26 protein-coding genes and 1 tRNA gene are annotated in these 26,491 nt (G+C 64.3%); 9 read left to right on the top strand and 18 right to left on the bottom strand.

Translation table 11 applies throughout. From position 1 onward, the window contains the following. Positions 1–298: 298 nt before the first annotated feature. The 3 genes from ACZYTC_RS20440 to ACZYTC_RS20430 all read right to left on the bottom strand — a co-directional run bounded on the left by ACZYTC_RS20440 (position 299) and on the right by ACZYTC_RS20430 (position 1,546). Positions 299–592 carry a hypothetical protein gene (locus ACZYTC_RS20440; RefSeq protein WP_434958677.1) on the bottom strand — a complete coding sequence of 98 codons (294 nt, stop codon included), beginning with the start codon at positions 590–592 and terminating at the stop codon, positions 299–301. A gap of 296 nt (positions 593–888) precedes the next feature. After that, positions 889–964, bottom strand: a tRNA-Ala gene (locus tag ACZYTC_RS20435). Positions 965–1,150: 186 nt separating this feature from the next. Next, positions 1,151–1,546: a TIGR02300 family protein gene (locus ACZYTC_RS20430; RefSeq protein WP_434958678.1), complete on the bottom strand. Its 396-nt coding sequence runs from the start codon at positions 1,544–1,546 to the stop codon at positions 1,151–1,153. Positions 1,547–1,816: 270 nt separating this feature from the next. Between ACZYTC_RS20430 and ACZYTC_RS20425 the strand changes: the two genes are divergently transcribed. The 3 genes from ACZYTC_RS20425 to grpE all read left to right on the top strand — a co-directional run bounded on the left by ACZYTC_RS20425 (position 1,817) and on the right by grpE (position 4,017). Continuing rightward, positions 1,817–2,623, top strand: a complete 807-nt coding sequence (locus ACZYTC_RS20425) for a 3-phosphoshikimate 1-carboxyvinyltransferase (RefSeq protein WP_441770912.1) — start codon at positions 1,817–1,819, stop codon at positions 2,621–2,623. Positions 2,624–2,644: 21 nt separating this feature from the next. Beyond that, positions 2,645–3,268, top strand: coding sequence for a (d)CMP kinase (gene cmk / locus ACZYTC_RS20420; protein WP_434958680.1), 624 nt, complete (start codon positions 2,645–2,647; stop codon positions 3,266–3,268). 98 nt (positions 3,269–3,366) lie between these two features. Next, a complete protein-coding gene (grpE, locus tag ACZYTC_RS20415; protein ID WP_434958681.1) occupies positions 3,367–4,017 on the top strand; it encodes a nucleotide exchange factor GrpE in 651 nt (216 codons plus the stop codon). 144 nt (positions 4,018–4,161) lie between these two features. Here the strand turns inward: grpE and ggt are convergent, their stop codons facing one another. The 3 genes from ggt to ACZYTC_RS20400 form a co-directional block, all read right to left on the bottom strand. Beyond that, complete coding sequence (ggt, locus tag ACZYTC_RS20410) at positions 4,162–5,907, bottom strand: gamma-glutamyltransferase (RefSeq protein WP_441770911.1); 1,746 nt, start codon at positions 5,905–5,907, stop codon at positions 4,162–4,164. A gap of 280 nt (positions 5,908–6,187) precedes the next feature. Further along, the gene (locus ACZYTC_RS20405; RefSeq protein ID WP_488990409.1) at positions 6,188–7,531 is read right to left on the bottom strand and encodes an aspartate aminotransferase family protein; all 1,344 of its coding nucleotides are present in this window, start codon (positions 7,529–7,531) and stop codon (positions 6,188–6,190) included. Positions 7,532–7,563: 32 nt separating this feature from the next. Further along, positions 7,564–8,430, bottom strand: coding sequence for a MurR/RpiR family transcriptional regulator (locus ACZYTC_RS20400; RefSeq protein WP_441771184.1), 867 nt, complete (start codon positions 8,428–8,430; stop codon positions 7,564–7,566). Between the two features lie 101 nt (positions 8,431–8,531). On the opposite strand from ACZYTC_RS20400, the gene ACZYTC_RS20395 reads away from it, so the two are divergent. Continuing rightward, positions 8,532–9,368, top strand: a complete 837-nt coding sequence (locus tag ACZYTC_RS20395; protein WP_488990408.1) for a beta-keto acid cleavage family enzyme — start codon at positions 8,532–8,534, stop codon at positions 9,366–9,368. Positions 9,369–9,441: 73 nt separating this feature from the next. Here the strand turns inward: ACZYTC_RS20395 and trxA are convergent, their stop codons facing one another. Both trxA and ACZYTC_RS20385 read right to left on the bottom strand, forming a co-directional pair. Further along, positions 9,442–9,771: a thioredoxin gene (gene trxA / locus ACZYTC_RS20390; protein ID WP_434958685.1), complete on the bottom strand. Its 330-nt coding sequence runs from the start codon at positions 9,769–9,771 to the stop codon at positions 9,442–9,444. 244 nt (positions 9,772–10,015) lie between these two features. Continuing rightward, positions 10,016–10,465 (bottom strand): L,D-transpeptidase, encoded by a 450-nt coding sequence (locus ACZYTC_RS20385; protein ID WP_441770908.1) that lies wholly within the window; start codon positions 10,463–10,465, stop codon positions 10,016–10,018. 238 nt (positions 10,466–10,703) lie between these two features. Between ACZYTC_RS20385 and mepA the strand changes: the two genes are divergently transcribed. Together mepA and ACZYTC_RS20375 are read left to right on the top strand one after the other, a co-directional pair. Then, positions 10,704–11,648, top strand: a complete 945-nt coding sequence (gene mepA, locus ACZYTC_RS20380; protein ID WP_434958687.1) for a penicillin-insensitive murein endopeptidase — start codon at positions 10,704–10,706, stop codon at positions 11,646–11,648. A 127-nt stretch (positions 11,649–11,775) separates the two neighbouring features. Continuing rightward, positions 11,776–12,582 (top strand): SDR family NAD(P)-dependent oxidoreductase, encoded by an 807-nt coding sequence (locus ACZYTC_RS20375; RefSeq protein ID WP_488990407.1) that lies wholly within the window; start codon positions 11,776–11,778, stop codon positions 12,580–12,582. Positions 12,583–12,602: 20 nt separating this feature from the next. On the opposite strand, the gene ACZYTC_RS20370 is transcribed toward ACZYTC_RS20375, so the two are convergent. The 3 genes from ACZYTC_RS20370 to ACZYTC_RS20360 form a co-directional block, all read right to left on the bottom strand. Continuing rightward, positions 12,603–13,109 (bottom strand): TIGR00645 family protein, encoded by a 507-nt coding sequence (locus tag ACZYTC_RS20370; RefSeq protein WP_441770906.1) that lies wholly within the window; start codon positions 13,107–13,109, stop codon positions 12,603–12,605. 119 nt (positions 13,110–13,228) lie between these two features. Next, a complete protein-coding gene (folB, locus tag ACZYTC_RS20365) occupies positions 13,229–13,588 on the bottom strand; it encodes a dihydroneopterin aldolase (protein WP_434958690.1) in 360 nt (119 codons plus the stop codon). 19 nt (positions 13,589–13,607) lie between these two features. Beyond that, on the bottom strand, positions 13,608–14,420 hold the full coding sequence (locus tag ACZYTC_RS20360; RefSeq protein WP_434958691.1) for a HesA/MoeB/ThiF family protein: 813 nt from the start codon (positions 14,418–14,420) through the stop codon (positions 13,608–13,610). 184 nt (positions 14,421–14,604) lie between these two features. Here ACZYTC_RS20360 and polA point away from each other — a divergent pair, with 184 nt between their 5' ends. Then, positions 14,605–17,589, top strand: a complete 2,985-nt coding sequence (gene polA / locus ACZYTC_RS20355; RefSeq protein ID WP_434958692.1) for a DNA polymerase I — start codon at positions 14,605–14,607, stop codon at positions 17,587–17,589. 132 nt (positions 17,590–17,721) lie between these two features. Continuing rightward, positions 17,722–18,378: a DUF2076 domain-containing protein gene (locus tag ACZYTC_RS20350; protein ID WP_488990406.1), complete on the top strand. Its 657-nt coding sequence runs from the start codon at positions 17,722–17,724 to the stop codon at positions 18,376–18,378. A gap of 125 nt (positions 18,379–18,503) precedes the next feature. Here the strand turns inward: ACZYTC_RS20350 and cysK are convergent, their stop codons facing one another. The 7 genes from cysK to ACZYTC_RS20315 all read right to left on the bottom strand — a co-directional run bounded on the left by cysK (position 18,504) and on the right by ACZYTC_RS20315 (position 25,369). Further along, the gene (cysK, locus tag ACZYTC_RS20345) at positions 18,504–19,466 is read right to left on the bottom strand and encodes a cysteine synthase A (RefSeq protein ID WP_434958694.1); all 963 of its coding nucleotides are present in this window, start codon (positions 19,464–19,466) and stop codon (positions 18,504–18,506) included. Positions 19,467–19,586: 120 nt separating this feature from the next. Then, a complete protein-coding gene (locus ACZYTC_RS20340; RefSeq protein ID WP_311939813.1) occupies positions 19,587–20,036 on the bottom strand; it encodes an RrF2 family transcriptional regulator in 450 nt (149 codons plus the stop codon). A gap of 126 nt (positions 20,037–20,162) precedes the next feature. Further along, entirely contained in the window at positions 20,163–20,621 is a 459-nt protein-coding gene (gene dut / locus ACZYTC_RS20335) for a dUTP diphosphatase (RefSeq protein WP_187829545.1), read from the bottom strand. Between the two features lie 272 nt (positions 20,622–20,893). After that, entirely contained in the window at positions 20,894–22,162 is a 1,269-nt protein-coding gene (gene coaBC, locus ACZYTC_RS20330) for a bifunctional phosphopantothenoylcysteine decarboxylase/phosphopantothenate--cysteine ligase CoaBC (RefSeq protein ID WP_488990405.1), read from the bottom strand. 108 nt (positions 22,163–22,270) lie between these two features. Beyond that, entirely contained in the window at positions 22,271–23,122 is an 852-nt protein-coding gene (locus ACZYTC_RS20325) for an AcvB/VirJ family lysyl-phosphatidylglycerol hydrolase (protein ID WP_488990404.1), read from the bottom strand. 242 nt (positions 23,123–23,364) lie between these two features. Then, positions 23,365–23,904, bottom strand: a complete 540-nt coding sequence (infC, locus tag ACZYTC_RS20320) for a translation initiation factor IF-3 (RefSeq protein WP_434959728.1) — start codon at positions 23,902–23,904, stop codon at positions 23,365–23,367. Between the two features lie 223 nt (positions 23,905–24,127). Then, complete coding sequence (locus tag ACZYTC_RS20315; protein WP_434958697.1) at positions 24,128–25,369, bottom strand: glycosyltransferase family 4 protein; 1,242 nt, start codon at positions 25,367–25,369, stop codon at positions 24,128–24,130. A gap of 292 nt (positions 25,370–25,661) precedes the next feature. Here ACZYTC_RS20315 and ACZYTC_RS20310 point away from each other — a divergent pair, with 292 nt between their 5' ends. After that, positions 25,662–26,447: an alpha/beta hydrolase gene (locus ACZYTC_RS20310; protein WP_488990403.1), complete on the top strand. Its 786-nt coding sequence runs from the start codon at positions 25,662–25,664 to the stop codon at positions 26,445–26,447. Positions 26,448–26,491: the final 44 nt, after the last annotated feature.

Below are 26,491 nucleotides of genomic sequence, written 5' to 3'. Positions count from 1 at the left end.
CGATGGGCGACTGTCCTCCGGATCGCAAGGCGCTTTGACATCGAAACGGAACCCTTGCTGGTCCCAGGGTGGAGAACGCGTGGATCAGCCTATGGTTCCATGCCAGCCGAAGTGGATTCCTTTCGATCAAACCACAGGCACGATCGAAAGGAATCCGCAAGATACCGGCTGTTTTCGGAGCTTTCCGACGAGGCCCATCCGCGGGCCTCGTCGGAAAGCTCTGCTAGGGGATGCCGACGCACGGCAGCCAACCAGGAGGCCCGGCCAGCGGGCCTCCCGACTATGAAGCCTAGCGGGCTCAGTAGCCGTAATAGTAGCGGCGGTGGTAATAGGGCCGGTAATAGTAGCGCGGCCGATAATAGCGCCGATAGGGGCGATAATACCGGTAGGGCCGGTAGTAGCGCGGCCGATAGTGGCGGCGGTAGTAGTAATACTGCGCCTGCTGAACCTGGGCCGAGCCTTCCAGGGCATTCGCCATGGGGGCCGCCCGCTCGACCGGTGCCACCGGCAGGGCCGAAGACGGCGTCGAGGTGACAGCCAGTCCGCCGAGCATCATGACGACAGCGAACAAGGCCTTGAGTGAAAAGCGCATGCTTTATCTCCCTTTGCTTGGCATCTCTTGCCTCGGTCATCTTCGCCGATCCCGGCCACCTAGGCTATCGCCTGCGAAACACAGGACCAGGCGGGCTCGGCAAGCTGCAGTCGAACTGCGATGATCCACCGGCATGCGAGATAACCGAACGGAACGCCATCGAACTCTAGGCGCTCGCCCGGCTGGAGGCAATGCAATCCTTCGAATCGGCTTGCGTCGGGCAATAAAAAAAGCCCGCTTGCGTGCCAGCGGGCTTGGTGGAACCAAGCTTCTCATCGTTGAAGCTTGGGAAGAAGTGGTGGAGCCAGGCGGGATCGAACCGCCGACCTCTACAATGCCATTGTAGCGCTCTCCCAGCTGAGCTATGACCCCACTTTTCAAAGCAGCCTGGGAGCTGCTTCGGTGTCCCTCGGCGTCACCGCCGACGGGCCGCTCGTTTGTCACGTTTCGCGGCCCGATGCAAGACGTCTTGCGAAGAAAATTTGGAAAATCTTCCGATTGGGAAAAAGACGCGGCTCCATGCTGGCTCCGCGTCTCCGGCGAGGCCCGCTGCGAGCCTCAGCTTTCCTCGTCATCCTCGATGCCGTCGCCGATCAGATCGGTGACATCGTCGTTCTCGTCCTCATCTTCCTCGAGGAAGGTATCGTCGGCCACCGGATCGTCTTCGACGTCGATATCGTCGTCGCCGACGACCGTCTTGGCGGCGCTCGCCTCGTCATCGGCCTCCTCGAGGCTGATCAGTTCGGCGTCCGCTGCGGGATCGAGATCGGTGTCTTCCTCGGTCTGGTCGACTCGCGGCGCAACCGCCTCGGGACGACCACGCAGCAGCGGCGCTGCGGCGATGACGACCACCTGGCCGGTATAGGGCGAGATGATCGGATCCTTGTTGAGATCGTAGAATTTGCGCCCAGTCGTCGGACAGACGCGTTTCGTGCCAAGTTCGGGTCTGGCCACGGCGTATACCTTATGTCGGAAATCGAAGTGCGAGGCCGCTACAGACTAGAAGCGTCCCTGTCAATGAGAATCGCAAAGATGGCGTTTTTTCGCGATCTGGCAAGGGCTTGAATCAAGATTTCCTGGCACCGCCGGCTTTGCCCCCTCGGGCCATCCATGCTAGGGCGTGTGGCCGGACCGAACCTGCCGGGTGCGCCATGCAGGAGTGAGAATCCTGCCATCGGCATTCGTCCTTGCCGTAGACCCCTTCCATCGCTCCGGAGCCGCCTCTTGCTCGCATCGCCCTCCCAGACCGCTTCGCCTCCTGCGCGCCGGTCCTCCGGGGCGGCCGACAGAAACAAGGCCGAGGGCGAGGAAAGCATCGGCCTGCTCGCCCTGATTCTGGCGCTGCTCAGCGTGGGTGAGACACGCATCGAGGGCCTGGTGGGTAGTCGTGACGTCGTGGCGATGGCGGAGGCCTGTCGCAGGCTCGGCGCCGCAATCGAACGGGGTGGCGATGCGGCCTGGTGTATCCGTGGTGTCGGCGTCGGCGGCCTGCTTTCGCCGGAGGGCAGCCTCGATATCGGGGGGTCGCTGGCAGGTGCGGTGCTGATGATGGGCGTCATTGCCAGCCATGGCATCACGGCTACCCTTGATGGCGACGCCACGCTGCGGACCTGCCCGATGATGCCTGTATTGACGCCTTTGACGCGGATGGGTGCCGAGATCGTCGCCGCCGCCGAGGGTGTGCGCCTGCCCCTGACCTTGCGCGGCGCGGTCGATCCTGTGCCGATCCTCTGGCACGTGCCCGATAGCGGCGCCTCCTCGCCGGTGCCCCCGAACCTGGTGAGTGCGGCGGTGCTGCTGGCCGGCCTCAATGCGCCCGGTGAGACCGCCGTCATCGCGCCGCAAGCGACAAGCGAGGCTGTCTCGAGCTTCAGATCGCCTGACGATGCTGCGCATCTGCTCGGGCCGTTCGGGGCCGATGTCGCGATATCACCCGAGGGCACCGGACGCCGTATCGTGCTGCAGGGCCGCCCCACGCTCCGGCCCGCGGTCGTAACCCTGCCGGCGAAAATCCCGCCTTCCTCCCCCTGATGTGTAATCTGGTGCCCCATTATGATCATTGCCATTGATGGTCCCGCCGCGTCCGGAAAGGGAACCCTGGCCAAGCGCCTGGCCGCGCATCTCGGCCTGCCTCATCTCGATACCGGCCTGCTCTATCGCGCCGTCGGGCGGGCGGCGCTCGACGAGGGCCTCGACCTCGAGGATGCGGACGCCACCGCCGAGATCGCGGACGGGCTCGACGTCGCCAGTTTCGACGAGAGCCGGCTACGCGGGCGCGAAATGGGCGAAGCGGCCTCCGTGGTCGCGGCCCATCCCAAAGTGCGCAAGGCTCTGCTCGACCTGCAGCGACGCTTCGCCCATCAGCGCGGCGGCGCCGTACTCGATGGGCGCGACATCGGCACGGTCGTCGCCCCCGGCGCCGAGGTGAAGATCTTCGTGACCGCCGATGCCGAGATCCGGGCGAAGCGCCGCCATCTCGAACTGGAAAAGCGCGGCGATGCTCCCCCCTTCGAAGCCGTCCTCGCCGATATCCGCAAGCGCGACGCCCGTGACGCCGGACGTGCCGATGCCCCCCTGAAGCCGGCGCCCGACGCCCATGTGCTCGACACCACCGCCCTCGACGTCGAAAGCGCCTTCGCCGCCGCTCTGGCGCTGGTCGAGCGGCACCGGCACTGAAACAAAACGAGCGGTTTGAGGCCGTCCGCTGCATCAACCCTTGATTTTATCGGCCAGGACGCTGATATCCCGGCCGAACATGAGTTGGAAAAGGTGAAATGACCAACAAGACCAAACCCGAAGCCAAAGCCGAGACCCGCACTGCGGCCGAGTCGGCCGCCCCGGCGGCGCCGACGGCGGACAGCACGGGCCAGGTTGGTGGCGAACAGGCCGGCGCCGACCAGACCGCCGTGAATGACGAAGCATTCGAGGTCCTTGCCAGGCTGCAGGCCGAAAATGCCGAGCTGAAGGATCGCCTGCTGCGCACCTTGGCCGAGGTCGAGAATGTCCGCCGCCGCGGCGAGCGCGAGCTCAACGATGCACGCCAATACGCCATCGCGAAGTTCGCGGGCGACATGCTTGGCGTGGCTGACAATATGGAGCGCGCTTTGGCCAGCGTACCCGCCGGGGCACGCGAGACCGACGAGGCCGTCAAGGCTTTGATGGAAGGCGTCGAGCTCACCGAAAAGGAAATGCTGCGCTCGCTGGAAAAGCACGGCGTCAAGAAGCTCGACCCGAAGGGCGAGCGCTTCGACCCCAATTTCCACCAGGCCATGTTCGAGGTGCCCGATCCTTCCGTGCCCAACGGCACCGTGGCCCAGGTGGTGCAGGTCGGCTATTCGATCGGCACGCGCGTGCTGCGCCCGGCCATGGTCGGCGTCGCCCGCGGCGGCCCGAAACAGGCCGCCGAGGCCGAAAAGCAGGCCTGATCGTAACGACGGAAACGCCGACCTTTGTCATGCCCGGGCTTGACCCGGGCATACAGATGCTTGGCTCTCCGAAGAACTAGCCGGGATTGCCGGGTCAAGCCCGGCAATGACAAACGTCGCGTATTTTCAAGTACAGGCGTGCCCTCAATATCCGGCCGCCAGCCCTGATTCGACACGGCTATCCATGGCGCCGTTATAGCGGGCGCCATCACCTTTCTTGATGGTGGCGAGATCCTTGCCGCCGACCAGGATGCCGGCTGCCTTGCCCCAGACCGGCCAGGCCGGATCGCCTTCGTCCACCTTGTAGCCCATCTCGACCAGCAGCTTGATAGTGTCGGGCGAGAGAGCCTGCGGCTCGGTATAGATCTGGTCGGGCAGCCATTGGTGGTGGATACGCGGCGCGTCGACCGCTTCCTGGATGTCGAGACCATGGTCGATCACATTGAGGATGGCCTGCAATGTGATGGTGATGATGCGCGAGCCGCCGGGGCTGCCGATCACCATGAAGGGCTTGCCGTCCTTGGTGACGACGGTGGGGCTCATCGAGGAGAGCGGCGTCTTCTTGGGTTCGATGGCATTGGCCTCGCCCTGCACCAGGCCGTAGAGATTGGGCACACCGGGCTTGGCGGTGAAATCGTCCATCTCGTTGTTGAGCAGGATGCCGGTGCCTTCTGCCACCACGCCGGCGCCATAGGAACCGTTCAGCGTGTAGGTGACGGCGACGGCATTGCCGTCATTGTCGATGATCGAATAATGCGTGGTTTCCTTGGACTCGCCCATGCCCTTGGGCATCAAATCCTTGGAGACGCCAGCCTTGTAGGGATTGATCTTGGCCCGGATCTCGGCGGCGTAGTTCTTGTCCAGCAGATGCGGGACGGGGTTCTTGACGAAATCGGGGTCACCGAGACTGGAATTGCGGTCGACATAGGCATAGCGCATCGCCTCGACCATCAGATGTACGGTGTTGGCCGAATCGGCGCCGAGATAGGAGAGCGGATAGCCCTCCAGCACGTTGAGGATCTCGCAGATGATCACGCCGCCGGAACTCGGCGGGGGTGAGGAGATGATGTCGTAGCCGCGATAATTGCACTTCACGGGCTCGAGCTCGCGCACCTTGTACTGCTCGAAATCCTCTTTCTTCAGGATGCCGCCCTTGGCACCTGAAGCCTTGACGATGGCATCGGCGATCGCGCCCTTGTAGAAGGCATCCTGGCCCTTCTCGGAAATGGCCGCCAGCGAAGCGGCGAGATCGGGTTGCTTGAAGGTGTCGCCAACCGCATGGGGCGAGCCATCGGCCTGGAGGAAGATCTTGGCCGCGTTCGAATCACGCTTGAGCCAATCGGCATTCTCCTTGACGGAGGCAACGTCGCCCTGGCCGAGCACATAGCCATCCTTGGCATAGCGGATGGCTGATGCCATCAGGTCCTTGCGCGGCAGGGAGCCATATTTCTCGCGGGCATATTCGAAGCCGGCCACCGAGCCGGGCACGCCGACGGCGAGATAGCCATCCGTCGAGGCCCCCTTCACCGGATTGCCCTTGTCGTCGAGATACATGTTCTTGGTGGACGCGGCCGGCGCCCGCTCACGGAAATCGATGAAGGTCGACTTGCCGTCCTTGGTGCGGATGGTCATGAAGCCCCCGCCACCGATATTGCCGGCTTCAGGCCAGACCACCGCCAGCGTGTAGCCGACCGCGACAGCGGCATCGATGGCGTTGCCACCTTTCTTGAGGACATCCACGCCGGCCTGGGTGGCCAGGCGCTGGGTAGTGACGACCATGCCGTGCTCGGCCTCCACTGGCGCCGGCGAAGCGGCAAAGGCTCCGGCAAGCGGCGTAAAGGTCAGCGAGACGGCGAGGCCGGCGACGATCGCCGGACGGACGTGATGCATAGGCTCCTCCTCTGACTGGCACGGCTTCCGCCCCCCGAGGCCGGAATGTCGCGCCCATTCCTTTGAAGTTCAGGGCCTGATTCGAACCAGGTCGGGCGAAGCAGGCTCTGGCTGTCCCGGTTTACCCGGGAATGCCGGTCTTCTCGGCGCGGCCGCTCCCCAAAGCCGTCTCAACGGCCCACCGGCAGCTCACGGCTCCGAGGGCTTCATTGCTAAACGGGATTTCGGCCTGCGTCGATAGAACCGTATCTTCCTGCCATTCAGCAGTATCGGGCGCGGTTCAGGTGCTTCCGGCCGGCATGCTGGCCAAGGCGGCATCGACGGCGTCCCCCAGGCGCTCGACCGCGGCATCGACCTCCTTGCATTCGATGATGAAGGGCGGCGCCAGCAGAACATGGTCCCCCTGCGCACCGTCGATGGTACCGCCCATCGGATAGACCATCAGCCCTCGCGCCATCGCTTCGCGCTTGACCGCGGCGTGCAGCTTGAGGGCGGGATTGAGAGGCTGCTTGCTGCTGCGATCAGCGACGAATTCGATGGCGCGGAACAGGCCCCGCCCCCTGATATCGCCGATATGGGCATGGTTGGTAAAACGCTGTTCCAGCCGTTCCTGCAGGTGATCGCCCATGGCCTCGACATTGGCGAGAAGACTATCGCGTACGATTGTTTCCTGCACGGCCAAGGCGGCGGCCGCCGCCATGGGATGGCCCACATAGGTATGGCCGTGTTGGAAAAAACCCGATCCTCCGGCGAAGGCCTCGAAGATGGCAGCGCTGAGCAGGACGGCGCCGATCGGCTGGTAGCCGCCACCAAGGCCCTTGGCGATGGTCATGAGATCGGGCACCACACCTTCCTGCTCGCAGGCATGTAGCGTGCCCGTGCGCCCCATGCCGCACATGACCTCGTCCAGGATCAGCAGGACGCCGTGGCGGTCGCAGATGTCGCGGATGCGGGTGAAATAACCGGCGACGGGCGGCACGGCACCAGCGGTGGCACCCACCACCGTTTCCGCCAGGAAGGCCATGACCTTGCCCGGCCCCAGCTCCAGGATCTTGTCTTCGAGGGCCTGCGCGCTCCGGACCGCATAATCCTCCTCGCTCTCGCCCGGTGCCTGGAAGCGATAGGCGAAGCAGGGGTCGATATGGTGCGTTTCGATCAGCAGCGGCTGGAACTGGGCGCGCCGCCACTGATTGCCGCCGGCGGCGAGCGCCGCCAGGGTGTTGCCGTGAAAACTCTGGCGCCGGGCGATGACATGCCGGCGCTCCGACTGGCCCCTCTCGACGAAATATTGCCGCGCCATCTTCAAGGCCGCTTCGATCGCCTCCGAGCCCCCACTGACGAGATAGACCCGCTCGATCCCGACGGGCGCCTGGGCGATCAGGCAGTCCGCCAGCCTCTCGGCGATCTCGGTGGTGAAGAAGGAGGTATGGGCATAGGCGAGTCTGTCGAGCTGGCGGTGCAGGGCCTCCAGCACGGCGGGGTGGCCATGGCCGAGACAGGAGACAGCGGCCCCGCCAGAGGCATCGATATAGCGCTTGCCGGCGGCATCGATCAGTTCGATGCCCTGCCCGCCGACGGCGACCGGCATGACGGCATTGGCGGCGCGGTGGAGCAGATGGCTCATGGGGAGGCTCCCGGGAGTTTCGGCGCTGGGCGTCAGGTCAGATGGGTGCCGAGGGCGGCCAGATGCGCATCCGTCCGGCGCAAGGCGGCGAGCGCCGCCTCGCCGTCATGGCCGGCCACCAGCGCGGCCAGCACTTCGGCCGCAGCGAAGGCAGGCGTCACGGCATGGAGGAAGGAGGGGCTCGCGGTCGGCATGATGAGGTGATGGCGGGAGATCCTGGCGAGCGGCGCCACTTCGCTGTCGGTGATGGCCAGGACGGACAGCCCACGCGAAGCGGCATGCTCGGCGAGTTCGAGGGTGAGGCGCGTATAGGGCTGCAGGCTGACGGCCACCATCACGTCACCCGGGGCGGCATCGACGAGAGCGTCGGCCCCGATGCCGGCGATTCCATCGAGCAACATGCTGGGCCTGCCGATCAGGGTGAGTGCATAATGCAGATGCCAGGCGACGGGATGGCTCGCCCGCAGGCCGAGACAAAGGATACGGCGCGCCGAGGCAAGGGTTTGCGCGGCAGCGGCGAATGCGGCAAGGGGCCTGCCTGCCACAAGCCCGCCGAGCTGGGCGCTGAGCATGCCGAGCATGGCAGTGGCCAGTCCTTCGTCACCGACGCGCCCCTGCCGGGCGAGATGGTCGCCCGCCTTGCCTGCAAAGCCCGTCGGCACTTCCCGCAGCGTATCGGCGTGCAGTTCCCGCAGGGCCTCGTAACCGTCAAAGCCCAGTTGGCGGGCAAGCCGCATCATGGTCGCCGGCTGAACGCCGGCACGTCGCGCCTGTTCCCGCATCGACAGCAGAGCAACATCACGCGGATTCTCCAGCACATAGCGCGCGGCAGCCCTGATTTGCGCCGGCATTGCGTCGAAGCCCCTGACGATCTCGCCGGCCAAGCCGTCGAGATCCACAAGCCCGTTCATGCCCATGCACTCCGTCGGAAGGATTATTGAAACAAACGTATCAGATGCTATCGTATTGATACAAATGAAGCCTCGCTCGGAGACGGATTTTGTCGGTTACGCCGGATTATACCCCGCGCTTCATTGCCGTCGCCCCCAATGGCGGCCGGCGTACCAAGGCGGACCATCCGGCCTTGCCGATGACGCCCTCCGCCCTGGCACAAACAGCCACGACCTGTCTCGAGGCCGGCGCGGCCATGATCCATGTCCATGTCCGGCGCAACGATGGCAACCATTTGCTCGATGCCGAGGCCTATCGCGCCGTCATCACCGCGATTGGCGCCGTGACAGGCAAGGATCTCGTGGTGCAGATCACCAGCGAGGCGCTCGGCCTCTATTCGCCCGCCGAGCAGAGAGCCGTCATCCGCGCCACCCGGCCGGAGGCCGTATCGCTCGCACTGCGCGAACTGGTGCCTGACACCGCCGAGGAAGCCGCCTTTGCCGAATTGCTGCTGTTTCTCAGGCTGATCGGCGCCATGCCGCAGATCATCCTCTACACGCCGGACGAGGCCAGACGCCTTGCCGCGTTGCAACGGCGGGGCCTCATTCCTTTCGAGAAACTGCCCGTACTCTATGTGCTCGGCCGCTATACGGCGGACCAGACCTCACAGCCCGACGATCTCCTGCCCTTCCTCGCCGAGGGCATGCCCCGTTTCGATCCCTGGAGCCTCTGCGCCTTCGGGCCGCAGGAAGTGGCTTGCGTCACCGCGGCAGCACGGCGGGGCGGGCATGCCCGCGTCGGCTTCGAGAACAATCTCCACCGTCCCGATGGCACGCTGGCCCGGGACAACGCCGAATTGGTGGTGCTGGCACGCCAGGCGATCGAGGCCGCCGGCTTGAGGATCGGTGATGCCGACGCCCTGCGTGCCGCGACACTGGCGACATGAAAAAGGCGGCCGAGGGGCCGCCTTCAACACGAAACAGACGCTAGAACGTCCGCTCGAATAAATAATTCTGGCCTCAGGCGGCCGAGGCCGAAACCCAGCGCGACAGTTCGCCCTTGGGAGCAGCGCCGACCTTCTGGGCAACGGGCTTGCCGTCCTTGAATATGATCAGCATGGGAATCGACATCACCCGGAACTGCGAAGCAATCTGGGGGTTCTCGTCGACGTTCAGCTTGGCGATCTTGACCTTGCCGGCCATCTCGGTGGCGATCTCGTCGAGAGCGGGCGCGATCATGCGGCAGGGCCCGCACCACTCGGCCCAGAAATCGACGACAACCGGCTCAGCCGAATTCAGCACGTCATTAGCGAACGAGGCATCCGTGACCTTGATCGTGTTGGCACCCATTTCGAGAATCTCCACAGCGGGAATGGCGGAATCGCCATGCAAATATCCGTTGCCCTCAAGCTAGGAATGCACCGGCCCAGCGTCAAGAAGCGGAACGGCTTCTCGCGCGAATGTGCACGGCTGATATGCAGATTCGCAGCTATTACCGGCCCAAACTGGTGAAATAGAGGAGCCTGCATACTATCAAACATTCGCAGAATTTCCCGGTGAGGCCCACGAATGGGGCCTCACCGGGAAATTCTGCTTAGCCGATCACCACCCGCGTATCCGACATGCCTCGGTGACGAATGAGCTGGTAGAGCGCGGCGGCGTGGGACGGCGCTAGCCGGATGCAGCCATGGGAGGCAGCACGGCCGAGCTGCTTGACCGAATAGGTGCCGTGCACGGCATAGCCGCCCTTGAAGAACACCGAATAGGGCATCGGGGAATTGTCGTATTTCTTCGAGTAGTGCATGCGCTTGAGCAGCTTGGGGCGGTATACCCCGCGCGGGGTATAGTAGCCGCGCCTTGCCGTCGATACCGCCCAGATCGCCTCGACATTGCCATCGACGATCACGGTCATGCGTTGCCTGGCGATGTCGACCTTGGCCACGATGCCCGCGGAGGCCGGCGAGAGCGGGCAGAGCGCGGCGACAAGAAGCGTGAAGGCAACGGTGATCCAGCGGAAGCTCGCGCTCAGATGCAGGGCAGGCATGACAGGTTCCTCGATACGGTTCGCTGACATTGGCCGTCCCGGGCCTTCATTCGCCATGCGCTTTTGCACAGGATGCAAATCCACCCGAAACCGAACAAAGCATGAATCAAACATGGTTAATTTTCGGTTTCCGCCCGCCGGCTGGCGTGATGCGAAACCCGAGGGATTGCCGCCCGATGCTGCCGTTCCAGCAAAGACAGGATAGGATGGCGTCACGAATCACTTTGCGGGAGCATGCATGCGCCGTTTCGTCAGGATCTTCCCGCCGTTCAAGGCCGCCCTGCCGCTGGCGGCGCTGCTGACCCTGGCGAGCCATGCGCCGGCCCTGTCGCAAGACATCACCCCGCCCGGCTACAAGCTGCCGCCGCTCGGCGCGGTGACATCAGCCACGCCCGCCAAGCAGCTCTTCGGCCGCGCCGCGACGCCGGCCAATGTCGGCCTCGGCTCGATCGGCTTCTATGCCAAGGGCTGCCTGTCGAACGGCGTGGAATTGCCGGCTGATGGTCCGACCTGGCAGGTCATGCGGCCTTCGCGCAATCGCGCCTGGGGCAATGCCGCCGTGATCCGGGTGGTGAAGAACCTCGCCGCCAAGGCCCCAACCGTGGCCGGCTGGCCCGGCATCCTGATCGGCGACATGGCGCAGCCGCGCGGCGGCCCGATGCTGACGGGCCATGCCTCGCATCAGATCGGACTCGACGCCGACATCTGGCTGACGCCGATGCCGGATCGCCGGCTGAGCGTCGCCGAACGCGAGACCAAAAGTGCCGTGATGATGGTGCGTTCCGACCGGCTCGACGTCTCGCGCTCCTGGACGGCGGGCCAGATGGGCATCGTGCGCGCCGCCGCCCAGGATCCGGCGGTCGAGCGCATCTTCGTCAACGCAGCCATCAAGAAGGCGATGTGCCGCGATGCCACCGGAGATCGCTCCTGGCTCGGCAAGGTGCGCCCGATGTATGGGCACGACTATCATTTCCATGTCCGCATCACCTGCCCGCGCGGCAGCCCGACCTGCACGCCACAAAAGCCGCCGACAGGCGATGAAGGCTGTGGCAAGGAACTCGATTACTGGTTCTCGGATGCGGTGCTGCATCCCAAACCGCGTCCCAAGCCGCCGCACCCGCCGCGCCAGCTCACCCTGAGCGATCTGCCCACCGCCTGCAGCCAGGTCATCGCAGCGCCGTAGGAATGGCCTGACCGCCACCGGCCTGTTTCCCGGCCTTGCCCGGGGTCGAGCGAAACGCCATTCTCCCGCTTGCCGGGGAGACGGGTATTCTCCATCCCGCTGCCTTGCATGATCGGGAGGGAGTCGGATGGCCGATCGATTCGATCTGGCGGGCCGCAAGGCCCTGGTAACCGGCGGAGCGCGCGGTATCGGTGCAGGCATCGCCGAAGCCCTGGCCCAGGCCGGCGCCGACGTAATGATCGGCGACATCCTCGAAGATCTCGGCCGGCAAGCCGCTTCCAGCCTGGCGCGCCATGGCGGCGCCTACGGCTTCGTAGCGCTCGACGTCACCGACGAGGCTCAGTGGGAGAACGCCGTCGCGACCACGATCGAGCAGATCGGCGGCTATGACATCCTGGTGAACAACGCCGGCGTGGAAGTCACCGCTTTGGTAACCGAGATCGAGCCCGACAGCCTGCGGCACATGTTCGATGTCAATGTCGTCGGCACGCTGCTTGGCATGAAGCACGCCTTCCGGGCGATGCGGCCGGGCGGAGCAGCCGGCAAGGGCGGTGCGATCATCAACATCGCCTCGGTCGCAGCCACCATCGTATTCCCAACCATTGCCGGCTATTCCGGCAGCAAGGCCGCCGTCGACCGCATCACCCGCATCGGCGCTGCCGAAGCCGGCAAGCTCGGCTATGGCGTGCGCGTCAACTGCATCCATCCCGGCCTGATTCCCACCGAGATGGGCCGGAAACTGACGCAGGATGTGGTGGGGACCGGGATGTTTCCGGATACCGGCGCGGCGGTCGGCCATGTCGTCGGCCAGACGCCGCTGGGACGGCTCGCCGAGATCCGCGAAGTGGCCGACGTCACCGTCTTCCTCGCCTCCGACGCCGCCAGCTTCATTACCGGTGCCGGCATTCCGGTCGATGGCGGCATGAGCAGTTGAGCGGCGCCACGCCGGCGGCCTCAGTCATCGGGATGGCCCGCCTTGGCCTGCAACAGGTCGGAGAAGGCCAGCAGCACGCCCGATATCATGAACACCATATGGATGCCGACCAGCCAATAGAGGTCGCGGTCGGTCAGCTTCTCGATCTGCATGAAGCCTTTAAGCAACTGGATCGCCGAGATCAGCACGATCGAGGCGAGCAGCTTGAGCTTGAGGCCGGCGAAATCGACCTTGGTCATCCAGTTCGGCCAGGTCAGATGTTCGGTGCCGTCGATCTTGGAGACGAAATTCTCATAGCCCGAAAAGATCACGATCAGGATCAGGCTGCCCAGCAGGGCCAGGTCAACCAGCTCCAGCACGCCGATCACCGTCTCCTCGGTCGTGAAGCCATAGGCGCCAACGACATAGTGGAGCAATTCCTGCCCGAATTTCAGCAGAACGACGAACAGGGCGATGACCAGCCCGATATAGAAGGGCGCCAGCACCCAGCGCGAGGCGACGAGGCAGCGCTCGATCATTTTTTCCATGTGGAATCTCAACCCGATTGAACAATCGCGCGCAAAATAGAGGGACGCGCCCGGCGAGGGAACCCAGCCTTGCCAAATTGTAATGCAGGCGCCGAAGTGGGTGTCGGGCGCTTCCCGCCTCACTTCACGCGCAGGATCTCGACCCCGGCCATGGCGCCCGGCACGGCGCGAGGCTTTTCGACATGCACGCGCACCGCGGCGGCGCGGTCGAAGGCAAGGCAGCGCTGCGCCAGCCGCTCGGCGAAGGTCTCGAGGAGATCGGCATGGCTGGCGGCCAGTTCACGCCCGATGGCAGCGATCTTGTCATAGTCGATCGTGCCCTCGATATCGTCGTCGCCGAAACGTGCTTCAGCCAAAGTCAGCTCGACATCGACGATCAGGGGCTGGGTCACGCCCTTCTCATGCTCGTAATAGCCGATATGGGCTTCGAGATTGAGGGCGCGCAGAAAGACGCGGCTATAGGATCGCGGTTCGGTCATGAGGGCAGCAATGCCACACTCAGCCGGGGAGCGCCATCGCCGTTTCGCCCGTTGCTTGCGCGGCTTCGCCATTCAGCGGGTTGTCGGGGTCCCAGCCATAGAGGGTCTCGCCGAAGCGCATGTCGCGCGCATCGAGATGGATCAGGCGGCCAGTGAGGCCGGTGCCGAATCCGACGATCTCGCGGATTGCTTCCAGCGCCATCATCGAGCCGGCCACGCCGGCAAGCGCACCGAGCACGCCGGCCTCCGAACAGCTTGGAATGGTGCCCGGCGGCGGTTTCTGCGGGAAGAGGCAGCGCCAGGTCGGGTTGGGCTCGCCTTCGGCATTGGTCTCGAAGGGCCGCAGCGTGGTCAGCATCGCGTCGAACACGCCGAGCGCCCCCATGACCAGCGGCTTGCGGCCATGGAAGCAGGCATCGGAGACGGCATAGCGGGTGTCGAAATTGTCCGAGCCGTCGATCACCAGATCATAGGATGCGATCAGTTCAGCCGCATTGGTGGGATCGATGCGCATCGCATGCGGAACCACCGTCACATGCGGATTGAGTCTTTCGATCGCCTCCCCGGCCGTCTCGACCTTGGGACGGCCGATATCGGGCGTGGCATGGATGATCTGGCGCTGCAGGTTGGAGAGCGACACGATGTCGTCATCGACGATGCCGAGCGTGCCGACGCCCGCCGCCGCGAGATAGAGCAGCACCGGGGCGCCGAGCCCGCCCGCGCCGATGACCAAGATGCGAGCCCGCGACAAAGCCTGCTGCCCGGCGCCGCCGACCTCGTGCATGACGACATGCCGGGCGTAACGCTCCAGCTCTTCGGATGAAAATGCCATGGGGCGAATGTAGATACTTGCCCGAAAAGGCGCAATGATCGGAGCGCGGACTTCTCAGCGACATGCAGGCGTGTCGCTGAGAAGTCCGCGCTCCGATCTACGCTCCCAGGCTCGCCTTCTGGATGCGAGCCTGTATGATCGCGCTCCAAGAATCAGTCTTGAACAGACCGAAGACGAGGCCCTGATGACTTCTGCTCCGCGCGCACCCGGAAAGGGCGACCACGTCTTTCTGGTCGACGGTTCGTCCTTCATCTTCCGGGCCTATTTCCAGTCGATCAACCAGGACGCCCGCTACAATTACCGCTCCGACCGCCTGCCCACGGGTGCGGTGCGCCTGTTCTGCAATGTGCTGCACAAGATGATCAAGGAAGGGGTGATGGGCAAGCAGCCCACCCATCTCGGCATCATCTTCGACAAGTCGGAAGATTCCTTCCGCAAGGAGATCTACCCGCCCTATAAGGGCCACCGTCCCCCGCCGCCGGAAGAACTGGTGCCGCAATTCCCGCTGATGCGGGTTGCCGTGCGCGCCTTCGGCCTGAAGCCGGTGGAACAGTCCCGCTACGAAGCGGACGATCTGATCGCCACCTATTGCGACATCGCCGTCAAGGCCGGCGCCGACGTCACCATCGTCTCCGCCGACAAGGACCTGATGCAGCTCATCCAGCCCGGCGTGGTGATGTTCGATCCTGCTTCCGGCGACCAGAAGGCCAAGGGTTCGCGACCCGAACGCCTGATCGCCGAGGCCGAAGTGCTCGAAAAGTTCGGCGTGACGCCGGACAAGGTGGTGGATGTGCAGGCCCTGGCCGGCGATTCCACCGACAATGTCCCCGGCGTGCCTGGCATCGGCGTCAAGACGGCGGCGCAGTTGATCAATGAATATGGCGACCTCGAAGGGCTCCTCGCCCGCGCCGGCGAGATCAAGCAGCCCAAGCGCCGCGAGAGCCTGACCGACCCCGAGAACGTCAAGCTCGCCCGCATCTCGCGCGAACTGGTGAAGCTCGTCACCGACGTCACCCTGGAAACGCCGATCGAGGACCTGATCGCCCCCGGGCTCGACGCCAAGGGCGCCATCGCCTTCCTGAAGGCGATGGAATTCTCCACATTGACCCGCCGCATCGCCGAGGATGCCGGCCTCGACGTCGCCGATATCGCGCCCGATGAGGCGCTGAAGATCCCCGACAGCGATTTCTCGCCCGCCCCGGCGAGGACGCCGGCGCCCAAGCCGGGTGCGGACGGCGTCTCTGCCGCTCCGGCGGTTGCCACGGGGGCCGGCACGCCCTCCGCCGTGGTGGAAAGCGTCAAGGCCAGGCTCACCGCCATTCCCTTCGACAGCGGCTCCTATGAAACCGTCGCCAGCCTGGAAGCGCTCGACGGCTGGATTATCAGGGCCCGCGAACGCGGCTATGTCGCCTTCGACACGGAAACCACCTCGCTCGACGCCCTTCAGGCCGATCTCGTCGGCTTCTCCCTGTCGGTCGAGCCGGGCAAGGCCTGCTATGTGCCCCTGCGCCATCGCGACAAGGCGGATCTGTTCGGCGGCGGCATGATGGCCGGGCAGGTCGATGCCGGCGAGGCTCTAAAGCGGTTGAAGGGCCTGCTCGAAGATCCCGGCGTGCTGAAAATCGGCCAAAACCTGAAATATGACACGCTGGTGATGGGCGAGGAGAACGTCAAGATCGCGCCCTATGACGACACCATGCTGATGTCCTATGTCGTCGATGGCGGGCGTGGCAATCACGGCATGGACGAACTCTCGTCACGCCATTTCGGCCATAAGCCGATCGCCTTTTCCGAAGTCTGCGGCTCCGGCAAGTCGCTGATCGGCTTCGACCAGGTCACTATCGAGCGCGCTACCGCCTATGCCGCCGAGGATGCCGACGTCACCCTGCGGCTGTGGCTGCTGCTCAAGGCTCGCCTGGTCTCCGAGGGGCTGGTCACCATCTACGAGACGCTGGAGCGCCCGCTCGTCGCCGTGCTCGCCAACATGGAATCGCGCGGCATCATGATCGACCGCCAGATCCTGGCGCGTCTGTCGGGCGAATTCGCCCAGAGCGCGGCCCGGCTCGAGGCGGAGATCCACGAACTCGCCGGCGAGAACTTCAATGTCGGCTCGCCCAAGCAGCTCGGCGACATCCTGTTCGGCAAGATGGGGCTCCCCGGCGGCAAGAAGACTCCCACCGGCCAATGGGCGACCTCGGCCCAGGTGCTGGAGGACTTGGCCGACCAGGGCCTGGAACTGCCGCGGCGCATCGTGGCCTGGCGCCAGCTCACCAAGCTCAAATCGACCTATACCGACGCCCTGCCCACCTATGTGAACCCCAAGTCGGGCCGGGTCCACACCTCCTATTCCCTGGCGGCGACCACCACGGGGCGCCTTTCCTCCTCCGAGCCCAATCTGCAGAACATTCCGGTGCGCACCGAGGAAGGGCGCAAGATCCGCTCGGCCTTCATCGCCGCTCCCGGCGCCAAGCTGATCTCGGCCGACTATTCGCAGATCGAGCTGCGCGTACTCGCCCATGTCGCCGAGATCCCGCAACTGACCAAGGCCTTCGAGGACGGCGTCGACATTCACGCCATGACGGCCTCCGAGATGTTCGGCGTGCCGGTGCAGGGCATGGATCCCCAGGTGCGGCGGCGCGCCAAGGCCATCAATTTCGGCATCATCTACGGCATCTCCGCCTTCGGCCTCGCCAACCAGCTCTCGATTCCGCGCGAGGAGGCGAGCGCCTATATCAAGAAATATTTCGAGCGCTTCCCCGGCATCCGCGACTATATGGACCGGATGAAGGCCGAATGCCGCGCCCGCGGCTATGTCGAGACCGTCTTTGGTCGCAAGATGCATTTTCCGGCGATCGAATCGAAGAACCCCTCCGAGCGGGCCTTCGTCGAGCGGCAATCCATCAATGCACCGATCCAGGGCTCGGCCGCCGACATCATCCGCCGGGCGATGAGCCGGATGGATGGTGCCCTCATCAAGGCCGGGCTCTCGGCCAAGATGCTGCTGCAGGTGCATGACGAGCTCGTCTTCGAAGCACCGGAGGAGGAAGTCGAGGCGACGCTGCCGGTGGTCTCCCAGGTGATGGAGCACGCAGCGCTTCCGGCCTTGCAGCTCAAGGTGCCGTTGCAGGTCGATTCACGGGCCGCCAGCAATTGGGAAGAGGCGCATTAAGCACGGCCAATCGGCATTAATCCTTTGTAACGCGCCCCAATTCCGGCCGGTTCTTGTCCGATTGAGGTGCAGCACCCACATGGGAGGCGTTGCGGCTTCCCCCTCAGGACGCAGCCGCGAAGGAGAGTCAGGATGACCCCCAACGAAAAAGCCCTCATCGAGGACCTGTTCAATCGCCTGCGCAGTTCCGCCCCGACGACGGGGCGCGACGCCGAGGCCGAAACCGCGATCGCGGCCGAAATGGCCCGCTCACCGGGCGCCGCCTATGCCCTGGTGCAGACCGTCCTGGTGCAGGACCACGCCTTGCGCGAGGCTCATGCCAAGGTCCAGGCTGCGGAAGCCGCCGCGCAGCAGCCGCAGCAAGCACCGCAGCCGCCCGAGCAGCCACAATCCTTCATCGAGCGCGCCGGCTCGGCCTTGCAGGGCTTCGGTGGCCAGCGCAACCAGGCTCAGCAGCAACAGGTTCCGCCGCAGCAGGCCGAACCCGCGCGCGGCGGCGGTTTCCTGCAGGGCGCCCTGCAGACGGCGGCCGGTGTCGCCGGCGGCGCGCTGCTGTTCGAGGGCGTGCGCTCGATGTTCGGCGGTGGCGGCGGCCTGCTCGGCGGCGGCTCGAGCCCGTTTGGCGGCGGCGGCAACACCACCATCAACGAGACCGTCATCAACGAAAACGCCGACAAGGGCCGCGACAGCGACGACAATGTGCGTGACGCCAGCTACGATTCGGATGATGACGACGATGGCGATTACGGCTCGGATGATTCCGGCGGCAGCGACGATAGCTGGATCTGACCGCCGATCCTGAGGCCACCGGCTTTCGTCCGGCTTTAAAAACAAACACCCCGGCCAGTTGGACGGGGTGTTTTTCTGTCAAAGGCCTCTTGGGCCTCTTGAAAGCCGGAGTAGCCAGTATTGCCTTACAACCCTTCGAACAGGGCGCTCGAAATGTAGCGCTCGGCGAAGGAGGGCACGATCACCACGATGGACTTGTTGTCCATGCCGGGGCGAGCAGCCAGTTCCAGCGCCGCCGCGACGGCCGCGCCGGACGAGATACCGCAGGGGATGCCCTCGATGCGGGCGAGCAGGCGGGCGGTGTCGAAGGAGGTCTGGTTGCCGACGGTGATGATGTCATCGATCACCGAACGGTCCAGCACATCCGGTACGAAGCCGGCGCCGATGCCCTGGATCTTGTGGGGACCGGGCTGGCCGCCCGACAGCACCGGGGAATCTTCCGGCTCCACCGCCACGATCTTGAGGTCGGGCTTGCGCGGCTTCAGCACCTGGCCGACGCCGCTGATGGTGCCGCCAGTGCCCACGCCCGAGACGAAATAGTCGATGTCGCCCTTGGTGTCGTTCCAGATCTCTTCCGCCGTGGTAAGGCGGTGGATCTCGGGATTGGCCGGATTGCGGAACTGCTGGGGAATGATGGCGCTCGGCAGTTCCTTGACGATCTCCTCGGCCTTGGCGACAGCACCGCGCATGCCTTGGGCAGCCGGGGTGAGGACTAGTTCGGCGCCGAGCAATGCGAGCATCTTGCGCCGCTCGATCGACATCGATTCCGGCATGACCAGGATCAGGCGATAGCCACGGGCGGCGGCGACGAAGGCGAGCGCGATGCCGGTATTGCCGGAGGTCGGCTCGACCAGCACGGTATCCGGCTTGAGGTGGCCGGCCTTCTCCAGTGCGTCGATCATGCTGACGCCGATGCGATCCTTGACGCTGGCGATCGGATTGAAGAATTCGAGCTTGGCGAGGATGCGTGCCTTGACGTTCTTGGCCTTGGCCAGCCGGTTGAGCTGCACCAGCGGGGTGTCGCCGATGGTCTCGGTGATCGACTGGTAGATGCGGCCGCGGCCGGGCACATGATTGGCATTCGCCATGAGGAACGTCCTTGATTGAAAGCGGCTGGAATTCAACATTAATCCACGAAAATGTCGAGGTTAATGTTGAATTACAGATCCATAATGTTTTTTAGATGACCAAATCTTCAAATCGAGCCTTCAAATCGCAAAGTCGATATTGGCGGGCGTGCCGCCAAAGACATGCTTGCGCTCGGCATCCCGGCAGAGGTCCTCGACGGTGATCTGGTCGAGTTCGGCCAGGAAGGATTGCGAGGCCTGGTTGACGGCCGGCGCGATGACCTGATCGACCAGGGTCGAGACCGGCGCCGGGTCGTCCTCTCCAGCGGCATCCGTCATCGCCGCGCGCACGATATCGCCGACGCTGATGCGCCGCCGCTCGCGCGCCAGCTCATAACCACCGCGCGGACCGCGCACGCCCTTGAGAATATTGTGGCGCACCAGGGTCTGCAGCAAGGTTTCCAGATGGCGCGGCGGCAAGGCATGCCGGGAAGCAAGAGCCTTGGCGGCGACCGGCGTCGGCCTCGAATGGTGGGCGATATCGACCACGGCGGCGAGGCCAAGCAAGGAACGGCGCGAAAGCAATTGCATGTCGACCCCCTGATACGGTCCCTGACGCATTTTCCAGAAGAGGCGACAGACTCTTCGATCAAGAAAATGCGTCAAAACAAAGAGTTAGGGCGAAATGCGATTCGCAGAATCGCACTTTGCTCTAGATCACGTTGCGGTGCCCGTCGAACCGAAGCCGCCGCTGCCGCGAACGGTCGAATCGACTTCCGCCGTTTCGACCAGGACAGACAACGTCACCGGTGCAATGACCAACTGGGCGATTCGCATGCCATGGGTGATGGCGAAGGATTCTACACTCAGATTGATCAGGGCGACTTTAATCTCACCGCGATAATCGGCGTCTATCGTACCAGGTGCGTTCAAAACGGTAATTCCGCTTTTCACAGCCAATCCGGAACGTGGGCGCACTTGTCCTTCATAGCCCTGTGGAATTTGGAAAACCAGCCCGGTCGGCACCAGAGCACGCATCATCGGTGCAAGAACCAAGGTTTCCCCCGGGCCCAGCGCGGCCGGCAGGTCGAGACCCGCCGCTCCCTCGCTCTGATAAGCAGGCAGCGGCAGGTCGCCGGCATGGGGGAGTTTCTTGACGGGAATGGTCAGGGTCATGGCAATCCTGCATAGAGGGCGGGTCTCCAGACCCGCCTGTTTCAAAATCGTGGGGACAGGTGATGGCGTAGGCGGGTCTGAAGAGCCTGTCTCAAAACTCGCAACACGGCCCGGAATAGCTCCACCTTTGTCATGCCGGGGCTCGTCCCGGGCATCCAGATACCGCAAACCCATCGAGACTGGGGCCGCTGGATCACCGGGACAAGCCCGGTGATGACAAAAAGTCGAGGTTCCCCCGATTTTTCGGTCAGGCCCCGAAGACTCGGCCCCGGTCACGCCGTGGCACTGGCCAATTCGCCAAAGCGAGCCATCAGGGCCCGGGCAACCGCATCCTTGTCCATGTCGGGCCAGGTCTCGACGCCCGAGGCCGAGACCAGATGAACGCGGTTGCGGTCTCCGCCCATCACGCCGCTTTCGGGCGAGACGTCGTTGGCGACGATGAGATCGCAGCCCTTGCGGGCGAGCTTGGCCTTGGCATGCTCGACGACATGTTCGGTCTCCGCCGCAAAGCCGACGACCAGGGACGGTCGGCGCGCCTTGTCCTGGGCGATGGTGGCCAGGATGTCGGGATTTTCCACCAGCGAGAAGCTCGGCGTGCCCTCTGCGCCCTTCTTGATCTTCTGCGCGCCGGCATCGGCCACGCGCCAATCGGCCACCGCCGCCGCAAAGATGCCGATATTGGCCGGCATGGCAGTCCTGACAGCCTCCAGCATCTCGCGCGCCGTTTCCACGGGCACCAGATTCACCCCCGGCGGCGGCAGAAGCGAAACCGGTCCCGAAACCAGGGTGACGCGAGCCCCGGCAGCCAGGGCAGCCGCCGCAATGGCATAACCCTGCTTGCCGGAGGAACGATTGGCGATGTAGCGCACGGGATCGATCGGCTCATGCGTCGGCCCGGCCGTCACCAGCACATGTTTGCCGGCGAGCGGCAGGGCCGGGAGCAGCCGTGTATCGGCGCTCACCGAGCCCGGCAGCGGAATGAAGGTCGGCCCCGCCAGGGCCTTCTCGATCGCCGCGACGATTTCCAGCGGTTCGGCCAGGCGTCCCGGCCCGTATTCCCCGCAGGCCATCTCGCCATCATTGGGACCGACGAAGAGCACGCCGTCCTCGCGCAACTGGGCAATGTTGCGCTGGGTCGCCGGATGCAGCCACATGCGCACATTCATGGCAGGGGCGACCAGCACGCGCTTGTCGGTGGCCAGCAGCGTGGTGGATGCGAGATCATTGGCCTGGCCCTGCGCCATCTTGGCGAGGAGGTCGGCTGTCGCCGGCGCCACCACTAGAAGATCGGCATCGCGCGACATTTCGATATGCCCCATCTCGGCTTCGTCCGTCAGCGAGAACAGGTCGGTATAGACCTTGTCGCCGGTGAGCGCGGAGACGGAGAGCGGCGTGACGAAGGCTTCGCCGGCCTTGGTGAGGATGGCCCGCACATCGGCGCCACGTTCGCGCAGGCGCCGGATCAGCTCGAGGCCCTTATAGGCGGCGATGCCGCCGCCGATGATCAGAAGGATGCGCTTGCCGACGAGGGTGGTGGACATGGATCGATCCGCGTGAGGCCAATAGGGCGTTTGCGATTCTGCCGGGCTTACCGAAAAGCACCGCGACCACCCCACACATAAATAGCGCCATCGGGGGATTCAATCGTTTCAGCGCGGCTCCGTCCGCTCCTGCGTTCCAACCGGATGGGCCAACCAGGCGAATCTGTCCATGCCCGCGTAGCGAATCGGATCGCTGGGATGAGGCAAGGGCACGCCTTCGAGGATGCGCTTGGCGATCGCGTCATAGTCGCCGTCGAAATGATGCCCGCCCGGCAACTCGATCACCTGCACCGTCCCGGCATCGACATCGTTGCAGCCCGAACGCAAGCCTTCGTCAACACCATGGAAGCACTGGATATGAGGGCCGTCGATCGCCGCGACAGCCGGGATCGTCGCCCTGCGCCCGCCGGCGACCTTCATGAAGCCGACGGCATAGTCGGCCTCCCGCGAGAGGCCGAGCAGCGAGACCTGGCGAATGCGCGCATGCAGATCGTCGGAAAGGTGTGAATAGACCGTAGCCGCGATATCGGCACCGAAGGAATAGCCCACCAGGATGATCGGCCTGTCGGCCCCAAGCGACGCCGCCATCCTGTCGATCGTGGCCGCAACTTCCTCGGGAGAACGCCGATGGATGAAATAGGCCAGACTGTTCAGGCCGATCGTGGTCACGCCGGCGCGGGCGAGCCCTTCGGCTATGCCATCATCGATACCCCACCAGCCGCCATTGCCCGACAGCAGGATCGCGACAGGGCCGTCCTCTCGCCTGCCCTTGGTCAGGACAACCGGGAGATCGCGCAGGGATGCGGGCACATTGACATTATCGGGCGCGGCCAATCCACCCCAGACTCCACCGAAAGCCTGCGGAAACCAGCGCGGCAGGACCTTGGCGTCGAGGAAGACGCCGGTTGCTGCCAGCAAGATCAGGACAGCGAGACGCCGTAGGGTAATGAAACGCGCCATTGGACGACAGGAAACAGATGACTGATCCGTTCCTGTGCCTGGAAGATGGCATGACAATGGCGGCCCGGAACCGCCTTCCGGGCCTGCACATCAAAAAGCCGAACGAACCAAAGCGTTTTGCGATTGGACGAGTTCAGCCAGCATCGCAGCGATGCTTCAGCCAATCCTCTGGATTGGCTTGGAAACAGGAAGCCAGGGCAAAACAAGCGTTCCGCCGTGGAACGCGCTTTGCCCTAGCCCGATCAGCGTGGAGCCAGAACCATCACCATCTGACGGCCTTCGAGCGAGGCATCGGATTCCACCTTGGCGATCAGGCCCGTATCGTCCTTGACGCGATTGAGCAGGCGGTAACCGATCTCCTGATGCGCCATTTCGCGACCGCGGAAGCGCAGGGTGACCTTGACCTTGTCGCCTTCCTCGAAGAAGCGCCTCATCGCCTTCATCTTGACGTCATAGTCATGATCGTCGATGGCCGGGCGGAGCTTGATCTCCTTGATCTCGACCGTCTTCTGATTCTTGCGGGCCTCGGCGGCCTTCTTCTGTTCGTTGAACTTGAACTTGCCGTAGTCCATGATCTTGCAGACCGGCGGCTCGGCATTGGCGGCCACTTCGACAAGGTCCAGCCCGATTTCAAAGGCCATGGCGATCGCCGCCCTGGTGTCGGTGGCACCGCGGTTCTGCCCGTCCTGATCGATCAGCATGACTTCGCGGTTCCGAATCTCCTCATTGATGCGCGGACCGTCCTTCACGACCGGTGCGTTTGTCCTCATAGGGCGACGAATGGCGGTAAACTCCTCTACCATTGAATTGATTTGGGCAAACTGTCGGCTTCGCGTCGAAGCCCGCGCCCGGATTGCGGGAAGATGTTGCCGAAGCGACCGGAAGTCAACGCTTTCATGGCCGACGGCGTGATTTTTAGATCACAAATCAGCTCGATAGACTGTCACGGATCGGCAATGAGGCAGATATTTCCAGGCTTCTCGCCTGCTCGTCCAGGCTTCTCGCCTACTCGTCTTTGAGTCTGCGACTCCGAACCAGAAGTTCGGCATAGGCGTCGAGCGTGGCGTTGCACATCACATCCAGCGAGAAATGCGCCTCGACATGCGCGCGCGCCCGCGCCGCCAGACCGTCCCGGGCGGAGGCGCCCAGGGTCAGGGCCTCGTGCAGGGCCTCCGCCAGGGCCTCGGCGTCCCCCACCGGCGTGCGCCAGCCCGTGCGCAGATTGCCGACGATCTCGGGCGGGGCCAACACCGTTTCGGAGGTGGCGCCATGATCGGCCACCACCACCGGACAGCCCATGGCCTGCGCCTCGACCGCCGTGCGTCCGAAAGCCTCGGGGCTGGTGGAAGGAATGGCGACCGCCGCGGCGGAGAGATAGGCGGCCGGCATGTCGCTGCAATGGCCGACGCGCAGCACCAACCCCTTGAGGCCGCGCTCGGCGATGCGCGCCTCGAGCTCGGCCACATAGCCATCCCGGCCCTGGGCATCGCCCGCCAGCACGAAAACCGTGTCCTCGATGCCCTTCTGCTTGAGAATGGCCGCGGCATCGATCAGCACGCGCTGGCCCTTCCAGCCGGTGAGCCGGCCGGGCAGCAGCACGATGCGCTGATGCGGCGCCACGTTCCAGGCCCGGCGTAGCGCCTCGACACGCTCGAACGACACGGCGGAAGGGGTGAAGGCCGTCAGGTCGGTGCCGCGGTGAATCACGCGCAGTCGTTCGGCGGCCTCCGGCCAGTTCGCCTTGATGGTGGCGGCAGTGAAGTTGGAATTCGCGATGACCACGTCCGCTTGCGCCATCACGCCATTATAGCGCTTCTTCAGCTCGGAAGTCGCCGAATAGGCACCATGATAGGTGGTGACGAATGGCAGGCTGAGTTTCTTGGTGGCGAGGCGCGCCGACCAGGCCGGCGCCCGCGACCGGGCATGGATGAGGTCGACCTTCTCCTCGCGCACCAGGCGTTCGAGCCGCCGGGCATTGCCCCAGATGCGCAGCGGATTCTTGGTCGAGGCATTGAACGGGATCCAAAGGCCGCCGCGCGCCTGCAGTTCGCCGACCAGCCGGCCACCCTCGGTAGCGACCAAGGCACGGGCACCCGCCCGCGTCAGCGCATCGGCGATATCGATGGTGGTACGCTCGGCCCCGCCCGCATCCAGGGCCGGAATGATCTGCAGCACCGTGATGCCGGCAAAGCGTTCCTCCTTCGGCCGACGGCCGATTGGGCGAGCTTTGGACGAGATATCAGACATGGGCGCTGGCTGTTCCGGCTGGCTTCTTCACGATAACGACTATGGACCATGGTCCATCACAGACTCTATAGAGCGCCCCATGTTCTAAATGAAAGGTGATGCTGTGCGGGAATTTCCGGCCTGCCCGGTATATTTTTCGCAAACAGCTACCTTACACAGAGGCAAAGCAGCGTTTTTGCGACGGAATTTCTTGCTCTAACTCCCCACGTCGAGGTGACTTTGCGATTCTCGGCGAATCTGCCAGACCGCAATCGACAAAACACAAAACGCTTGGGCAAAAGGAAGTGACCGGATGACGAGCAACCCCGCCATGATCACCGTCGGCGAAGGCCCGTCCAGCCGCAGCATTGCCTGGCGCCATCAGCCCGGCCGCGGCCCGGATGTGGTGTGGCTCGGCGGCTTCCGCTCCGACATGCTGGCGACCAAGGCAAGTTTCCTTGCCGATTGGGGCGCGCGGCACCATCGCGCCGTGACGCGATTCGATTACTCCGGCCATGGCGAATCGGGTGGGCGCTTCGAGGACGGCACCATCGGCTCCTGGCTCGAGGACGCCCTGGCAGTGATCCGTGAGGGCGTGAAGACGCCGCCGATCCTGGTCGGCTCCTCGATGGGCGGCTGGATCGCCCTGCTGGTGGCACGGGCTCTGGCCGGTACGCCGCTGGCGCCGTCAGGCATGGTGCTGATCGCCCCCGCCGCCGACTTCACCGAGAAATTGATGTGGGACCAATTCCCCGACACGGTGAAGCGCGAGATCCTCGACAAGGGCGCCTGGCTGCGCCCGTCCGAATATTCGCCCGAGCCCTATCCGATCACCCGGACGCTGATCGAGGAAGGCCGCAGCCATCTTCTTCTCGGCAACATGGTGAAAACCGGCTGCCCCGTACATATCTTACAGGGGATGGAGGATCCGGACGTGCCCTGGCAGCATGCCATGACGCTGGTGGAGAGCCTGGCCGAGGACGATGTGACGGTGACGCTGATCAAGGATGGCGACCACCGGCTGTCGCGCGCCCAGGACCTCGACAGGCTGGTGGAGGCGGTGGAGGGCATTGCGCCCAAATCACAGCTCCTCCTATAGTCGTAACGTCCTGACCGGCCATAGCAAGGTTTCCTCGGTCGGAA

This window comes from Labrys sp. F242, assembly GCF_057813875.1.
Note: the sequence above shows the minus strand (reverse complement) of the source record. Positions and strands in the feature narration are given on the sequence as shown.

Coding starts and splice junctions, on each gene's coding strand:
- ACZYTC_RS20440 (WP_434958677.1), bottom strand. CDS start 592: ATGCGCTTTTCACTCAAGGCCTTGTTCGCTGTCGTCATGATGCTCGGC.
- cmk (WP_434958680.1), top strand. CDS start 2,645: ATGATCATTGCCATTGATGGTCCCGCCGCGTCCGGAAAGGGAACCCTG.
- grpE (WP_434958681.1), top strand. CDS start 3,367: ATGACCAACAAGACCAAACCCGAAGCCAAAGCCGAGACCCGCACTGCG.
- ggt (WP_441770911.1), bottom strand. CDS start 5,907: ATGCATCACGTCCGTCCGGCGATCGTCGCCGGCCTCGCCGTCTCGCTG.
- ACZYTC_RS20405 (WP_488990409.1), bottom strand. CDS start 7,531: ATGAGCCATCTGCTCCACCGCGCCGCCAATGCCGTCATGCCGGTCGCC.
- trxA (WP_434958685.1), bottom strand. CDS start 9,771: ATGGGTGCCAACACGATCAAGGTCACGGATGCCTCGTTCGCTAATGAC.
- ACZYTC_RS20385 (WP_441770908.1), bottom strand. CDS start 10,465: ATGCCTGCCCTGCATCTGAGCGCGAGCTTCCGCTGGATCACCGTTGCC.
- mepA (WP_434958687.1), top strand. CDS start 10,704: ATGCGCCGTTTCGTCAGGATCTTCCCGCCGTTCAAGGCCGCCCTGCCG.
- ACZYTC_RS20375 (WP_488990407.1), top strand. CDS start 11,776: ATGGCCGATCGATTCGATCTGGCGGGCCGCAAGGCCCTGGTAACCGGC.
- ACZYTC_RS20370 (WP_441770906.1), bottom strand. CDS start 13,109: ATGGAAAAAATGATCGAGCGCTGCCTCGTCGCCTCGCGCTGGGTGCTG.
- folB (WP_434958690.1), bottom strand. CDS start 13,588: ATGACCGAACCGCGATCCTATAGCCGCGTCTTTCTGCGCGCCCTCAAT.
- ACZYTC_RS20360 (WP_434958691.1), bottom strand. CDS start 14,420: ATGGCATTTTCATCCGAAGAGCTGGAGCGTTACGCCCGGCATGTCGTC.
- polA (WP_434958692.1), top strand. CDS start 14,605: ATGACTTCTGCTCCGCGCGCACCCGGAAAGGGCGACCACGTCTTTCTG.
- ACZYTC_RS20350 (WP_488990406.1), top strand. CDS start 17,722: ATGACCCCCAACGAAAAAGCCCTCATCGAGGACCTGTTCAATCGCCTG.
- cysK (WP_434958694.1), bottom strand. CDS start 19,466: ATGGCGAATGCCAATCATGTGCCCGGCCGCGGCCGCATCTACCAGTCG.
- ACZYTC_RS20340 (WP_311939813.1), bottom strand. CDS start 20,036: ATGCAATTGCTTTCGCGCCGTTCCTTGCTTGGCCTCGCCGCCGTGGTC.
- dut (WP_187829545.1), bottom strand. CDS start 20,621: ATGACCCTGACCATTCCCGTCAAGAAACTCCCCCATGCCGGCGACCTG.
- coaBC (WP_488990405.1), bottom strand. CDS start 22,162: ATGTCCACCACCCTCGTCGGCAAGCGCATCCTTCTGATCATCGGCGGC.
- ACZYTC_RS20325 (WP_488990404.1), bottom strand. CDS start 23,122: ATGGCGCGTTTCATTACCCTACGGCGTCTCGCTGTCCTGATCTTGCTG.
- ACZYTC_RS20315 (WP_434958697.1), bottom strand. CDS start 25,369: ATGTCTGATATCTCGTCCAAAGCTCGCCCAATCGGCCGTCGGCCGAAG.
- ACZYTC_RS20310 (WP_488990403.1), top strand. CDS start 25,662: ATGACGAGCAACCCCGCCATGATCACCGTCGGCGAAGGCCCGTCCAGC.